Raw genomic sequence first — 13,844 nt, forward strand, 5'->3', positions numbered from 1 at the left:
CATTGCTTGTCTAATGGCGAATGGGAGCGATCGCTGTAGTTAGTATAAACGGCAATCTTTAGAAACTTAGACAAAGATTGGGAACGAGCGCAAAGCGATTTGCGCTTGTTTCTCAGCTATTAACCCTGGTACGGACTACATTATTGGTGCAACAAACTGTTACATTTGAGAAAGAACCTAGCAAAACTTTAGGGTCAATCTCATGGAGAATTCACCTGACACGACGAAAACCGCCGAGGCACAATCCACGGAAGCGACAACCATGCCCCCTCATGTAGCGAATGAAGTTGCCAATGAGCCTCGACCGAGTTATGTAAAACTCGCTATGCGCAACATGGTGAAAAAGCGGGGGACTTCTCTGAAACATTTTGCCCTCACAACTATAGGATTATTGTCTTTACTGGTGGGTTTAGCTTACATAACTAGATAATGACAACCAGGAATACAGAAAATTCCGGCGTACAAGTCGAAGTCTGCGTGCAAGACTGTTTTACTGAAGCTTCTGGAATGAAGCCAGCAGTTGATGCTCAAACTTGGCAAAAATGGTTTGAGTGCTGGCTAGAGAGTTTATCTTCTCAGCTTCCTTCTGCTGACAGTTACGAACTGAGTTTACGTCTAACGGATGATGCAGAAATTCAAGTACTTAACTCGCAGTATCGGCAGCAAGATAAGCCCACGGACGTTTTAGCCTTTGCTGCACTGGAAACGGACGTACCGCAGTTAGAGGAGTTGCGATCGCTTTTACCTCTGTACTTAGGCGATATTGCGATCTCAATTGATACCGCTAGCAAGCAGGCACAACAACAAGCACATTCGCTATCGACAGAGCTGGCTTGGTTAGCCGCTCACGGTCTTTTACACCTTTTAGGTTGGGATCACCCAGATGAGGAAACCCTATTAGAGATGTTGGAACAGCAAACTTTGCTACTAAGGATAGTTGGTCTTGATGTCAATCTTGATTAAACTGGGCAAGATTGTAATTGTAAATATTGGCACAGCGCGATCGCGACAATTTGTTACTAATATGGTCTCGCTAGATGAGATATGTCTAAATTAAACTGTCTGTGGAAATTGACAAATTAAGCAAGTAGTAGGCTGTAACTCGGCTAGATATAAAAACCAAAAATTATTGATGTTTGCCATCTATGACCCAAAAAGTTTCGACCTCAACGCCTAGTAGAACAGAAAAAGTGGTTCCAATTCAGCGAAATTTCTCTTGGCAAGTCGCCTCCAACTTATTAGTGAGCTTCAAATATGCTTGGAGTGGCATTGCTTATGCGTTTAAAACTCAACGCAACTTCCGCATCCATATCTGTATAGGAACTCTTGCTGTCTTTCTGGGCTTATTATTACGTTTGCCTTTGGTCGAAATAGCTGTGATTACGCTGACTAGCGGCTTAGTGCTAGTGATGGAATTACTAAACACCGCGATCGAGTCTGTTGTAGACTTGACGGTAAAGCAGACATATCACGAACTCGCTAAAATTGCTAAAGACTGCGCCGCCGGAGCAGTGTTAATCTCGGCTATCGCTGCCCTTTTAGTCGCCGCCGCTCTTTTGTTACCTCCCCTTGTGAGACTAATTGTTTCATATTTAAATTGACAATAGGAATAAGGACAAGGGAGACAAGGGGGACAAGGGGGAGAAGAGAGCTTATGATGCTCTCGGGAGTAGAGGGAGCAAAAATCCCACACCCTACACCCCACGCCCCACGCCCCACACCCCACACCCTACACCCTACACCCCTTCTTCACGCACTACTCAAAAATGATTATAGTTATTGATAACTACGACAGTTTTACTTATAACCTAGTGCAGTACTTAGGTGAGTTAGGGGCAGAGTTCCCAGTTGCAGCAGAGATTCGAGTTTATCGTAACGACCAAATTACAATCGAGCAGATCCGCGAGTTGCAGCCAGATGGGGTTGTGATTTCTCCAGGTCCAGGTCGCCCAGAAGATGCAGGAATTTCTCTAGAGGCGATCGCGCAGTTAGGCGAGAATACACCGATATTGGGCGTATGTTTGGGGCATCAAAGCATCGGACAAGTCTTTGGTGGTAAAGTTGTCTCTGCACCTGAATTGATGCATGGTAAAACTTCATCAGTTTCCCATACGGGAGTAGGCGTATTTAAAGATTTAGAAAATCCGTTGACCGCAACCCGCTATCATAGTTTAGCGATCGAACGGCAGACCTGCCCAGACGTGTTAGAAATTACCGCCTGGGTTGAGGACGGGACAATTATGGGAGTGCGACATCGGCAATATCCTCACATTGAAGGAGTCCAGTTTCACCCAGAAAGCGTCCTCACAACTTCAGGAAAGCAATTGCTGCGCAACTTCCTGAAACAACTGCCGTCTCACTAGTGGAGTGAACGGAGAAGCAATGAAACGACGACAGTTGATTGGCTATGCTGGAGCGGGGCTACTTTCTACCTTAGCAGTGACGCTTGCAGCAAAATCTCAGCCTGCTGTAGCCCAAACTGGTAGCGGGTTAACGGTACGATGGTTGGGTCATACTTGTTTTCTATTTACTGGTGGTGGGGCGCGAATTCTGGTCAATCCTTTTCGGCAGCTAGGCTGTGCGGCGGGATACAGACCACCGAAAGTAGAAACAGATTTGGTTTTAATTAGCAGTCAATTATTGGATGAAGGGGCAGTAGAAGAAGTTCCTGGCAATCCCCAGCTGATCTTTGAACCTGGAGTATACCAATTTAAAGGAACGCAGATCCAAGGAATTGCGATCGACCACGATCGCGAAAAGGGGAGAAGATTTGGTACTAACGTAGCATGGCTGTGGACGCAAGGCGGGATTAGGATTTTGCACTTAGGGGGAGCTGCTGCACCAATTACAATCGAACAAAAAATCCTCATAGGTCGTCCCGACGTGTTACTAGTGCCAGTGGGGGGTGGTGCTAAAGCTTATAACCCTCAAGAAGCTCAAGCAGCCGTCAAAACTATCAATCCCAGGTTAGTCATTCCGACGCACTATCGTACCCAAGCCGCCGATCCTGCTGCCTGCGACATCGTGCCGTTAGATGAATTTTTGTCATTGATGGAAGGAACTCCCATCCGTCGCAGTCAAAGCGATAGCTTAACGATTAAACCTGCCGACTTACCCAAGGACGGAACTGCTATTCAGGTATTGAGTTATAAGTTTTAACTGGTAGTTGGTCATTTGTCATTTGTCATCGATCGGTGGTAGTTGGTAGTTGCTCGTTGGTTGTTGGTTGTTAGTCATTGATAACTGGTTACTGGTCACTGGTCACTGGTCACTGCTCGTGCGCTCCCTGCTCCCTAATAACTGCTAACTTGGAAAGATGTAGTTTCCTGACAGCGATGATGCAGTTGAACTCTAACAGCATTTATCCCTGCCCAGCCTGTCGCCTGGGCAAGGTTCAAGCTATGCCTTTAATGGAAGCGATGGCTTGCGACTGCTGCCAGCAGATTTTTGAAACTGATGTAGAAAGACAGCAGTTGAAAATGCTCTCCTGTCAACCACCGCTAGTCTGGCGTTGGAATGGCAGAAGGTGGATAGAAGCTTATTATGACGGCGTAGAATTTGGCTGGGGTTATACTCTAGCCGCGATCGCTCTCGTAGCAGTACCAACAGCTATAGTTGGGCTGACCGTCTATATCTTTCCGCCACTCCCAGATACTCCTTTATATTGGCTACCGTATGCTTGGATTTGGCTCACCTTTTTGTCACACTTATTAACAATTTGTTGGTTAGCGATCGAATTTTATCAATTTCAGCTCGGCATATTTTTGAAAACTTTGTTGCAGCGCTTAGTATTTCGCTAAAACACCGTACCGTCACTCTGTAACTGAATGGGGGAAACTCCATTCGGTCTGAGTTCGGCAGCAATCCGCCGTCCGGCGCTCCAAGTTCCGCCTTGCAAAATTTTGACTAAAGGCAGCTGCTTAGCATCCATTTCCAACTGCTGGCGGATCGTTGCAGCAATTTGGTCTAATAGAATCACAGTTAATGCTCGCCACTCGACAACGACTTCCGAGTCCACTGAGTGGGCGTAGTGGAAAATATCTGAGTGTTTGGCTTGTAGCAGTCCGAGATCCAGGCACAAACCACCATTTCGATATTCTGGTAATCCGGTCAGGTCGTCAAGTCCTGTAATTTCTAAACCGAGTTCTTGTAGTGGCTCCAAAAGAGAATAAGTCAACCATTGCGAGAGTTTGTGAAATGGTACGAGGGAATTCAGAATTCGGAATTCGGAATTCGGAATTAAATTCTCTCTCTGCTCCTTTGTTTCCCTACTCCCTGCTAAAGCAGGATGATGCCAGACATCGCCGAGGTTAACTCCGGCTATTTCAATTCTGCCAGACCAAATACTGCCGAGTCCTTCTAAAACAGCACGCAAAACTGTTGCAGCTGGTAGTTGTTTGTGGTGCGATCGCTCTAATAAATAATGCACCAGATGACCCGGACGGGGATTGTCGTCACCGAACATTTGCGGGAAATCGAGGAGCGATCGCCCTAATTTTTGTAATAGTTCTACTCGTCCTGCCAACCCTACCAATGGATTATCCTCACTTACCTGAAATCCTTGAGCTAGGGTTGCTTCACTCAGAGATTGCAATCCTTGGGCATCGACTTGTAAAAGCTGATGAGGATGGCTGGAGAAAGCACCTTGACAGAACATCCGAAAACTAGCCACTGCTAGCCCCTCCGATCGCTGAAAGATCGAATCGGTTTCCCGTTCGCAATACAACCAACGATCGCCCGCACCCGCATCTAACAACACGCTGACGATCGCCAGATCGAACCGAGTCACAGCTCGCTCGACTGGCGATCGCCCTGCCAACAGCCGCTCTAACTGTGCTAAACGCGGTACTCCACCAACTTCAAAATGCTGCCAGCGGCTATGGAAGGGAATTTGCCCATCGGGATATTGCTCTTGCATGACGGCAATAACATAGTCTGCCACCCGTCCCAACTGCGACAAATCGCAGCGGAAGTGACTCAACTTATCTTGCCGTGCCAACTCAAACAACTGCCCGCAGCGATCGCGAATCGCCCTGGGAGAACGCAAATAAGCGATCGCCTCTTCTGGAGACTGAAGGCTGAATTCTGAAGTTTGGAGATTCATCGTCAAGGAACAGGGAACAGAGTATGGGATATGGGGTGTAGGGGCGGGTTTAGCAAAAGATTTACGGGCTTTGACAACAAATCTTCAGCCAAAACCCACCCGTACGAGTTTGAGGTGTTAATTCCGAATTCCGAATTCCGAATTCCGAATTCATTCCATTTCTCTACCTTTAATTTCTGCCAATCCTAACGGATCTAGTACCGCGCCAGGAGTGTAGTAGCCAGCAGCTTTTTTCGCCTCAATTTCCACCTGTGCGTCTTGGGGAATCAAATCGTCAGGAATCGGTACTCGTTCTACAACTTCAATACCTGAGTTAGTGATGGCTTCATATTTCATGTTGCTCATCGATACCAAACGCTCGATTCGAGTAATGCCCAACCAATGCAATACATCTGGCATTAACTCTTGGAAGCGCATATCTTGCACCCCAGCAACGCATTCCGTGCGGGCAAAGTAAGCATCAGCGCGATCGCCTCCTTCTTGCCGCTTGCGAGCATTGTAAACTAAAAATTTCGTCACTTCTCCCAATGCCCGACCTTCTTTCCGACAGTAGACAATGACTCCCGCACCCCCTTCCTGTGCTGTTTGGATGCAGACTTCAATTCCATGCACTAGATAAGGACGACAGGTACAAATATCGCTGCCAAAAACATCGGAACCATTGCATTCATCGTGAACCCGCACTGCCAAGGGTCGATTGGGATCGGTAATTGCTGCCAAATCGCCAAATATGTATACCGTGACTCCGCCAATTGGTGGCAGGAATACTTCTAAATCCGATCGCGTCACTAATTCTGGGAACATTCCCCCCGTTTGCTCGAACAAGGCACGGCGCAAGTCTGCTTCCGAAATTTGAAAGCGTTTGGCAATGCCTGGTAAATACCATACAGGTTCGATCGCTGCTTTAGTGACAAGGACATCGCCTTTAGATTTGAGCAGCTTGCCATCGATCGCCAACCGCCCTTTTTCCACCGCTGCTTGTAATTCTGGAAGGTAAACGTGCGCTTTTGTAATGGCGATCGTCGGTCTGATATCGTATCCTTCCTGGTAATAAGATGCAAACGCCTCGCCTACCATTGCCCCAAACGGATCGAGCGAAACTATTTTCTCCGGGTCGTACCAACTCGGATATGGTCCAATATGCTCGACAGGCGAAGTATTTGTTAAATCAGCACGGTGATCTGCTTGCAATACCCCGCTTGCTACAGCCAGAGCGCGATAGACGGCATAACCGCCTGAATGAGTCCCGATCGCATTTCTGTGAGTTGGGTTAGCGAGGGTAGCCACGATCGGACCCCGTTGCATTGGGTCTTTGTCTCCCCAGCGAATCGGAATAGGTTGCGAACCAAAATTGCTCGGGTGAGAAGTCAGAATAATATGCCTGGGACTACTTTTTCGCTCTTGCATCGTTGTATTTGCTCTACCTGCTAATGGGGTTAAGAGGGCTGTGACGCAACCAGACAAAGTAAGATGCTACGAATAGCAAACCTTAAGGGGGAAACTTCAATTATAGCGATCGAATTTTGGTTTCAATAGTAACCCATAGCACGAAATTGGCTGCTCTTGGGTTAAATCTTAGGTTCAGGATACTAAGTTCTCGAATTTATGTATAAAAAAGTACAAAAAAGTGGTAGGACTTGCTTAATTCTAAAATTGAAGGAAACGGGTAAAAGCCCTTAGTCATACCGCGATCGCCTTTAACATCCGACTTAACTAATAACTTAGCTATGACAACGAACGTATGAATGAGTCGTCTATTCAATCTTTTCTAGAAAACTTGAAGCATCCTGATGAAGTCGTGCGTCAGGCAGCAACAGAAGCGCTGTGGCGAGCTTGGTTTTATCAAAAAGGGGACTACGGTTGGGAATGCATCCAACGTTCTCAAGTTCTTTTCTCGGCTGGAAAAGTGTCGCAGGCAGAAGCAGTCTTGACAGAACTTATTCGCGACCAGCCAGATTTTGCCGAAGCTTGGAATCGCCGAGCTATTTTATACTACTTCACTGCCCAGTACGAAAAAGCGTTGGTAGATTGTCAGACAGTCGTTAAACTCAACTCAATGCATTTTGGTGCTTGGCACGGTCTGGGTTTATGCCAAATGGCACTAGCAAATTATGCCGCTGCAATTCGCGCTTTTCGCCAAGCATTGAAGATTCAGCCATATGCCATAGATAATCAAAGGCTGCTCTTGGAATGTACGGCAAAGTTATGAGGGGCAAAGAGCTAAGGTATAGGCGAGTAGTTCTAGCCACTAGTCACCAGCCACTGGTTCCACTGACAACAGATAACTGATAACTAATAACTGATTATGATTGATTGGGATGCACTGACGGCTGAGTTACAGGGAATTGAAGTTATTAGCGATCCTAACCAAGTTGCTAAGTTATCTCAGGATTACCACACTTTCAGTCCCATACTGCAAGCTCAGTTAGATGGGAAAAAGGGGGATTTGGTTGTCCGTCCTACGACAGAAGCAGAGGTAATGCAGGCTGCAACAACCTGCGTTAAATACCGCGTTCCGGTGACGATACGGGGGGCTGGAACGGGCAATTACGGGCAGTGCGTACCCCTCCACGGTGGCGTGGTTTTGGATATGTCTCGGATGCAGGCAATTCGCTGGATTAAATCGGGAGTAGCGCGGGTAGAAGCAGGGGTAAAATTAGCTGCTTTGGACAAAAAAGCGCGAGAGACGGGGTGGGAGATGCGGATGGCTCCTTCTACTTATCGGACAGCGACGATTGGCGGATTTATTGCTGGCGGGAGTGGGGGAATTGGCTCGATTAATTACGGACAGTTGCGCGATCGCGGTAATATTAATGCTATTCGTGTCGTAACTATGGAAGACGAACCCAGAGCGATTGAACTGCGGGGAGATGATATCCACAAAGTCAACCACGCTTGGGGTATTAATGGCATTATCACGGAATTAGAAATTCCTCTTGGTGCAGCTTATCCTTGGACTGAGGTGATTGTCACTTTTGAAAGTTTTATGGCGGCTGCCCATTTTGGTCAGGCTTTGGGCGATGCTGATGGGATGATTAAGAAGCTTATTTCTATTTTTGCTTGGTCAATTCCCTCTTATTTTGGCGCACGTCAATACATTCCTGATGGAACTCACGCAGCACTGTTAATGGTAGCTGAACCGAGTTTGGAATTATTACCTGGATTGGTACAAGAATACGGCGGTTGTATTACCTATCAGCGATCGCAACAGGATGCAGGTAAGGGAGTTAACTTAGCAGAATTTACCTGGAATCATACTACTTTACACGCTCGTAATGCCGATCCTTCAATTACCTATTTACAAAGCCTTTTCCCCGCCGATAAAAACCTCCAAATGGTAGACCACATGTATCGTTACTTTGGCGATGAGGTGATGATGCATTTAGAATTTATCCGTGTTGGTGGTCGAACTGTTCCCGCTGCTCTGCAATTAGTGCAATATACTACCGAGGAACGCCTGAACGAAATTATCCGCTATCACGAAGAACACGGGATTTTCATTGCTAATCCGCATACGTATATTATTGAAGACGGTGGCAGAAAAGTTATCGACCCAGAACAGATGAAGTTTAAACAAATGGTCGATCCCTATGGGTTGCTCAATCCAGGTAAGATTAAGGCGTTGATGCGATCGTAGGCTGACTCTCAAGCATGGAATCACAGAATCCGAAAGTCGTCGTTATTGGTGCTGGCTGGGCTGGATTAGGAGCTACATATCGCCTAGCAAAACAAGGGTACAATGTAACGCTGTTAGAAGCAGGTGCTTATCCTGGGGGTTTGGTTGCGGGTTGGAAAACTCCAGGCGGGCGATCGGTAGAAGCGGGGATTCACGGTTTCTGGTATCCTTACAGTAATATTTTTTCCCTCATACGGGAACTAGGGATTAGTCCTTTTACACCTTTTACCCGTTCTTCCCAATATTCCCCTGCTGGATTAGAGGTAGAGTCGCCAATTTTTCAAGATTTACCGCGCCTCCCTACACCACTGGGAACTTTTCTCTACACCCAGTTCAAACGATTACCTTTAAGCGATCGCCTCAGTGCTTTACCATTACTCTATGCTGTAGTAGATTTCGATAATAGTGACGAGGCTTGGCAGCGTTACGATAAAGTTACAGCTCGCGAACTGTTTAAAGATTTTGGCGTATCGGCTAGACTTTACCGCGATTCATTTGAACCGATGCTGCTAGTAGGGTTATTTGCACCAGGCGAACAATGTTCTGCGGCTGCGGCTTTGGGAATGTTGTATTATTTCATTTTGGCGCACCAACCAGATTTTGACGTGGTTTGGTGTCGGGGTACGGTAGGAGAAAAGATTTTTCGTCCTTGGGTAGAACAAATCGAACAAGCGGGAGGCAAAATTCTATCTAACCGTCGCGTCAGCGATATTCTCCTCGATAGTGAAGGATTGGCAAAAGCTGTAGTTTGCGGCGATGAAGTCTTCGAGGCGGATGCTGTCATCTTTGCTGTAGGAGTCAGCGGGATGCAGAAGATTGTTAGCGGTAGTTCTAGCTTGCAAAACCGCAAAGAATTTCGGAATTTAATGAATTTGGGTGCGGTTGATGTGTTAGCAACTCGGCTATGGTGCGATCGCAAAATTCACATTCCCCGTCCTTCCAATGCTTGTTTTGGCTTTGATGCTACCACGGGGTGGACGTTTTTCGATCTCAATGCATTACACGATGAATACCGCGACGTACCAGAAACAGTCATTGAGGCAGATTTCTATCACGCCAATCAACTGTTACCAATGAGCGATGAAGAAATCGTGCAGATGGTACAAGATTATTTAGCAATTTGTGTACCAGAATTTCGAGCAGCTAAAATTTGCGATCGCAGTATTATTCGTTTATCTAGAGCCGTAACTCATTTTGCCCCTGGTAGCTATCAAAATATGTTACCAGCAAAGACGAGTATAGATAATGTATTTATGAGCGGCGATTGGATTATTAACCGTCACGGTTCGTGGTCGCAAGAAAAAGCCTACGTTACTGGTTTAGAAGCAGCAAATCTAGTTATAGAAAGATTTGGCAAGGGGACAACAGCCGAAATTATTCCCGTCGAACCGGACGAGCCACATATACAAATAATGCGATCGCTTAACAGAAATTTACGTAATTTAGGCAATACTTTTCCTCCCATTTGGCTACCATAATTTTAATTTGTTACTAGTCCGCGCAGGTGGACTTAGTTTGTGTAGCCGCGAATTCTATTCGCCTAATACTTGGCTTAAGTCTATTTTTCGTATGCATGAACGACTTGATAGAGATGGAATTCGTTGCGAGCAATTCCCGCCCAATAAGGCTCATCTGGATTAAATCCAGGCTGCTTCAAAATAGCTTCAAATGCTTCTTGGCTCTCCCATTGCCCATAGTTGAAAACTCTCGTACCATCTAGACTACGATGAAAAGTAGCCGAAATCAAACCTGGTGAATTATTCATAGCGCGATCGAGTTCAGCTGATGCGCGTTTCACCATTTCTTGCTGATTAGCAGAAATCATTCTAAACTCTGCTAAATGAGTGATGCGATCGCCTGCAACAATCGAAACTTCTTGAGATAGCGATCGGCTAGCGAACACTTCGAGTAAATGGGAATCGGGAGGAAAAAATTCAGTAAAAATAGTTGGGCGTGATAAATTGCGATAATCGAATTTAGGCATCCACTGGCTATAGGTAAAGACACGAACGCCATCTAAACTTTTATGAACGCTAGCAGATTTTAAGAAATTGCTAGATAACCAAGATTCAATCTGTTGTTGTACAATTGCTTCTACTAAAGCATCTTGATGCCTTGGGGCGACGCTGTAAAGATCTAGCCCGACAGTAACGGCATTGGTGCTATCTATTTGAATCATCTTAGATTTTCTATATTAATGCTACACTAACTTGCCAGTTATAGTAAAGTCTTTTTATCGTCTTGTCTCACGCATTCTTGCTAAAGTTGTAACAATCTTGCTGGATTTACAGCAATTTTTTATAAGCTTGGGGAGTTATCCCTGTATATTTACGAAACATCTTTGTAAAGTGACTTTGGCTTTGAAATCCCACCTTCTCTGCAACAAGAACAATCGAGTTGTGTTCTTCTAGCAATTGTTTTGCTTTCTCAATTCGTTTGCTAATTACGTACTGGTGGGGTGTAATTCCTATAGATTGTTTAAATAAACGAGCAAAGTGATAGGGACTTATTTGAATGACAGCAGCTATCTCTACTAAGGTCAGATTTTGCTCCAAGTTGTCGTGAATGTAATCAATCACCTGTTTGATTTTTAATTTAGATAAACCACCAGCGCAATTGCGAACTTTATATTTCCGTACTGAGGAATGTTTTAAAAGATGCACTATTAATGCATTTGCCATTGATTCTGCATAGAGGCGATCGCTTAATCCCTCTAATTCTAATTCCGATTTGAGTGCTAAACCAATTTGTTGAATGAGTGGGTCGTGAAGTTTGAACTGTGGGATAATTTCAATATTTGCTGATTCATAAAAAGCAGATACGAAAAGCTTACTGTCAAGACGAAGTAACAGGAAGTCAGCATCACGATCCCAAGCTAATTTGCGATACAGATAAGGCGGCGTAATCATGATGTCACCTTGTATCAGACGTTCGCTAATACATTGTCCCTCTGCTGTTCGCTCTAGTTGAATTGGGTGTCCAAGATGAATGCTAATTAGATGCTGAGGAAGACAGCATTCAGACAATCCATTTGCAGGTTGATAATGATGTTCGACACGAATAAGGTCTAACGTAGTTGCTTGACTAGATAGAATGGGCGAATGCGGTACAATCTCTAGAAAACGTTTACTCTTGGTTGTGTTTTCTCGGCTCATTTTCCCTTTGCCATTCTCTTAATTTCTCACTTCATTCGCCTCATCCTTTTGGATAAAACAATCGCCCCTACTCAGGCAAAACAGGCATATGCACTAATTCCAACTTCAGCCCATCAGGATCGGCAAAGAAAACGGCGTAGTAACCAGGTGAATATTGATATTCTGCGGGAGGATCGAGGACTGTCGCGCCCATTTCTTGAACTAATTTGTATAAGTTATCTACTTGCTCCCGACTATCGGCATTAAATGCAAGATGGTGGAATCCAGGAGAGTAGCGATCGTGAAATTTGTTAGGCGAATCTGGATTAGCAACAGTAATTTCAATTGCTCCAGCATCCTGCAACCACCACATAATATAGATATCGTTGTTTTCTACCTGCTGGTAGCCCATAAAGCCTAGAATCGCATCGTAAAAAGGTTCGGATTGTTCTAAACTTTTGACTGTGAGGCAGAGGTGGTTCATCGTTCCTAGAGTCATACAAGCCTCTCGCATGTACTAGAACAAATGTATTGTATTACGATCGCCGCAGCACTTTGATGTACTTAACCATTTCTTCCTGATATCCCAAGCGATCGCGCCTCTCCTACCACAGCAACAGGATAAAGATAATGCTAGAGTGAGCGAATGGCTTTTTTCCCCGCTTGCTACACCATGACGAGCATCTCTGCGGCACAAACCCGAACCGAACAATATCGCCAGCAATTCCCCGCCCTGGCAAATAAATCTTACTTCAATTATGGGGGGCAAGGACCGATGCCCCAAGCAGCCATAGACGCAATTATTGCTGCCCACGAATACGTTCAACTTAACGGTCCCTTCTCCTCTCAAATTAACGCTTGGATTACTCAAGAAACCGAGAAAACCAGACAGGCAATTGCCACTGAACTAAACGCCCCACCCGAAACCATTACCCTCACCGAAGACGTAACCGTAGGCTGTAACATTGCCTTATGGGGGATTGACTGGCAAGCAAAAGACCATATCTTACTCTCAGACTGCGAACACCCAGGAGTCATCGCCACTACCCAAGAAATTACTCGAAGATTCGGTGTAGAAGTTTCTACCTGTCCCCTCATGGCGACGCTGAACCAAGGAGATCCAGCCGCAGTCATCGCCCAACACCTCACACCCCGCACCCGCCTAGTTGTCATCAGTCACATCCTCTGGAATACGGGTCAAGTCTTGCCAGTTGACAAAATTGTAGAAGTATGCAGACAGCATCAAGGCGATCGCCCCGTGCAAATTCTAGTCGATGCAGCGCAATCTGTCGGCTTGTTACCCTTAAATTTGACTCAACTAGGGGCAGATTTCTACGCCTTCACGGGTCATAAATGGATGTGCGGACCCGCCGGAGTTGGTGGTTTATACGTCCGTCCAGAAGCACTTCTTGGCACGGATAACTGCCCTCCCTTACAGCCTACCTTCATCGGCTGGCGGAGTATAGTTATGGATAGTAAGGGACAGCCCCAAGCATGGCAACCAGACGGTAGACGTTATGAAGTCGCCACATCAGCCTTTCCACAGTATGCCGGATTGAAAGCTGCGATCGCCACCCATCAGCAATGGGGAACCGCCGAGTCACGCTATCAACAAATTTGCCAACTCAGCCAATATCTCTGGCAACGTCTGAACCAATTATCAGATATTATTTGCCTGCGTCACGCCCCACCTCAAGCCGGACTCGTTTCCTTTCAACTCAAAAATCGATCTTCCCTTCATGCAAAACTCGTCCAATTTCTCGAATCAAATCGCTTGATGACACGCACCCTCGTCGATCCAAGCTGCGTCAGGGCTTGCGTCCACTACTTTACCCTCCCCTGCGAGATCGATCGCCTCATTGAAGAAATCGAGAGATTTTGCCAGCAAAGCTAAAATGTCACGCGAAGACGCTAAGCACACTTTGCGCCT

16 protein-coding genes are annotated in these 13,844 nt (G+C 45.9%); 11 read left to right on the forward strand and 5 right to left on the reverse strand.

The annotated features are described in order from the left end of the window. Window positions 1-202: 202 nt before the first annotated feature. The 7 genes from CHRO_RS27300 (at window position 203) to CHRO_RS27325 (ending at window position 3,800) form a co-directional block, all read left to right on the forward strand. Window positions 203-430, forward strand: a complete 228-nt coding sequence (locus CHRO_RS27300) for a DUF3285 domain-containing protein (protein ID WP_015157458.1) — start codon at window positions 203-205, stop codon at window positions 428-430. Then, window positions 430-963: an rRNA maturation RNase YbeY gene (gene ybeY / locus CHRO_RS27305; RefSeq protein ID WP_015157459.1), complete on the forward strand. Its 534-nt coding sequence runs from the start codon at window positions 430-432 to the stop codon at window positions 961-963. The genes CHRO_RS27300 and ybeY overlap by 1 nt, the downstream gene beginning before the upstream one ends. Window positions 964-1,145: 182 nt before the next feature. After that, window positions 1,146-1,601, forward strand: a complete 456-nt coding sequence (locus CHRO_RS27310) for a diacylglycerol kinase family protein (RefSeq protein ID WP_015157460.1) — start codon at window positions 1,146-1,148, stop codon at window positions 1,599-1,601. Further along, complete coding sequence (locus tag CHRO_RS33005; protein ID WP_181824249.1) at window positions 1,598-1,783, forward strand: hypothetical protein; 186 nt, start codon at window positions 1,598-1,600, stop codon at window positions 1,781-1,783. Before CHRO_RS27310 ends, CHRO_RS33005 begins: the two co-directional genes overlap by 4 nt. Continuing rightward, a complete protein-coding gene (locus CHRO_RS27315; protein ID WP_015157461.1) occupies window positions 1,767-2,363 on the forward strand; it encodes an anthranilate synthase component II in 597 nt (198 codons plus the stop codon). Before CHRO_RS33005 ends, CHRO_RS27315 begins: the two co-directional genes overlap by 17 nt. A gap of 19 nt (window positions 2,364-2,382) precedes the next feature. Then, complete coding sequence (locus CHRO_RS27320) at window positions 2,383-3,159, forward strand: MBL fold metallo-hydrolase (RefSeq protein ID WP_015157462.1); 777 nt, start codon at window positions 2,383-2,385, stop codon at window positions 3,157-3,159. Between the two features lie 176 nt (window positions 3,160-3,335). Beyond that, window positions 3,336-3,800 (forward strand): hypothetical protein, encoded by a 465-nt coding sequence (locus CHRO_RS27325; RefSeq protein ID WP_015157463.1) that lies wholly within the window; start codon window positions 3,336-3,338, stop codon window positions 3,798-3,800. Here the strand turns inward: CHRO_RS27325 and CHRO_RS27330 are convergent. Both CHRO_RS27330 and CHRO_RS27335 read right to left on the reverse strand, forming a co-directional pair. Then, a complete protein-coding gene (locus CHRO_RS27330; protein WP_015157464.1) occupies window positions 3,797-5,104 on the reverse strand; it encodes a URC4/urg3 family protein in 1,308 nt (435 codons plus the stop codon). The two genes, CHRO_RS27325 and CHRO_RS27330, sit on opposite strands and share 4 nt — an antisense overlap. Window positions 5,105-5,254: 150 nt before the next feature. Further along, on the reverse strand, window positions 5,255-6,511 hold the full coding sequence (locus CHRO_RS27335) for a GTP cyclohydrolase II (RefSeq protein ID WP_015157465.1): 1,257 nt from the start codon (window positions 6,509-6,511) through the stop codon (window positions 5,255-5,257). Window positions 6,512-6,845: 334 nt separating this feature from the next. On the opposite strand from CHRO_RS27335, the gene CHRO_RS27340 reads away from it, so the two are divergent. From CHRO_RS27340 to CHRO_RS27350, 3 genes are all read left to right on the forward strand, one after another. After that, window positions 6,846-7,313, forward strand: coding sequence for a tetratricopeptide repeat protein (locus CHRO_RS27340; RefSeq protein ID WP_015157466.1), 468 nt, complete (start codon window positions 6,846-6,848; stop codon window positions 7,311-7,313). Between the two features lie 96 nt (window positions 7,314-7,409). Further along, window positions 7,410-8,741, forward strand: coding sequence for an FAD-binding oxidoreductase (locus CHRO_RS27345; RefSeq protein ID WP_015157467.1), 1,332 nt, complete (start codon window positions 7,410-7,412; stop codon window positions 8,739-8,741). Window positions 8,742-8,755: 14 nt separating this feature from the next. Continuing rightward, the gene (locus CHRO_RS27350; RefSeq protein ID WP_015157468.1) at window positions 8,756-10,258 is read left to right on the forward strand and encodes a hydroxysqualene dehydroxylase; all 1,503 of its coding nucleotides are present in this window, start codon (window positions 8,756-8,758) and stop codon (window positions 10,256-10,258) included. Between the two features lie 80 nt (window positions 10,259-10,338). On the opposite strand, the gene CHRO_RS27355 is transcribed toward CHRO_RS27350, so the two are convergent. The 3 genes from CHRO_RS27355 to CHRO_RS27365 all read right to left on the reverse strand — a co-directional run bounded on the left by CHRO_RS27355 (window position 10,339) and on the right by CHRO_RS27365 (window position 12,413). Beyond that, on the reverse strand, window positions 10,339-10,959 hold the full coding sequence (locus CHRO_RS27355) for an antibiotic biosynthesis monooxygenase family protein (protein WP_015157469.1): 621 nt from the start codon (window positions 10,957-10,959) through the stop codon (window positions 10,339-10,341). Window positions 10,960-11,065: 106 nt separating this feature from the next. Then, window positions 11,066-11,935 (reverse strand): AraC family transcriptional regulator, encoded by an 870-nt coding sequence (locus CHRO_RS27360; protein WP_015157470.1) that lies wholly within the window; start codon window positions 11,933-11,935, stop codon window positions 11,066-11,068. Window positions 11,936-12,002: 67 nt separating this feature from the next. Further along, the gene (locus CHRO_RS27365) at window positions 12,003-12,413 is read right to left on the reverse strand and encodes a VOC family protein (protein WP_015157471.1); all 411 of its coding nucleotides are present in this window, start codon (window positions 12,411-12,413) and stop codon (window positions 12,003-12,005) included. A gap of 174 nt (window positions 12,414-12,587) precedes the next feature. Here CHRO_RS27365 and CHRO_RS27370 point away from each other — a divergent pair, with 174 nt between their 5' ends. Continuing rightward, window positions 12,588-13,808 carry an aminotransferase class V-fold PLP-dependent enzyme gene (locus CHRO_RS27370; protein ID WP_041463593.1) on the forward strand — a complete coding sequence of 407 codons (1,221 nt, stop codon included), beginning with the start codon at window positions 12,588-12,590 and terminating at the stop codon, window positions 13,806-13,808. The last annotated feature ends 36 nt before the right edge of the window (window positions 13,809-13,844 follow it).

Origin of the sequence: Chroococcidiopsis thermalis PCC 7203 (assembly GCF_000317125.1) — a bacterium.
GTDB classification, from domain to species: Bacteria; Cyanobacteriota; Cyanobacteriia; order Cyanobacteriales; family Chroococcidiopsidaceae; genus Chroococcidiopsis; species Chroococcidiopsis thermalis.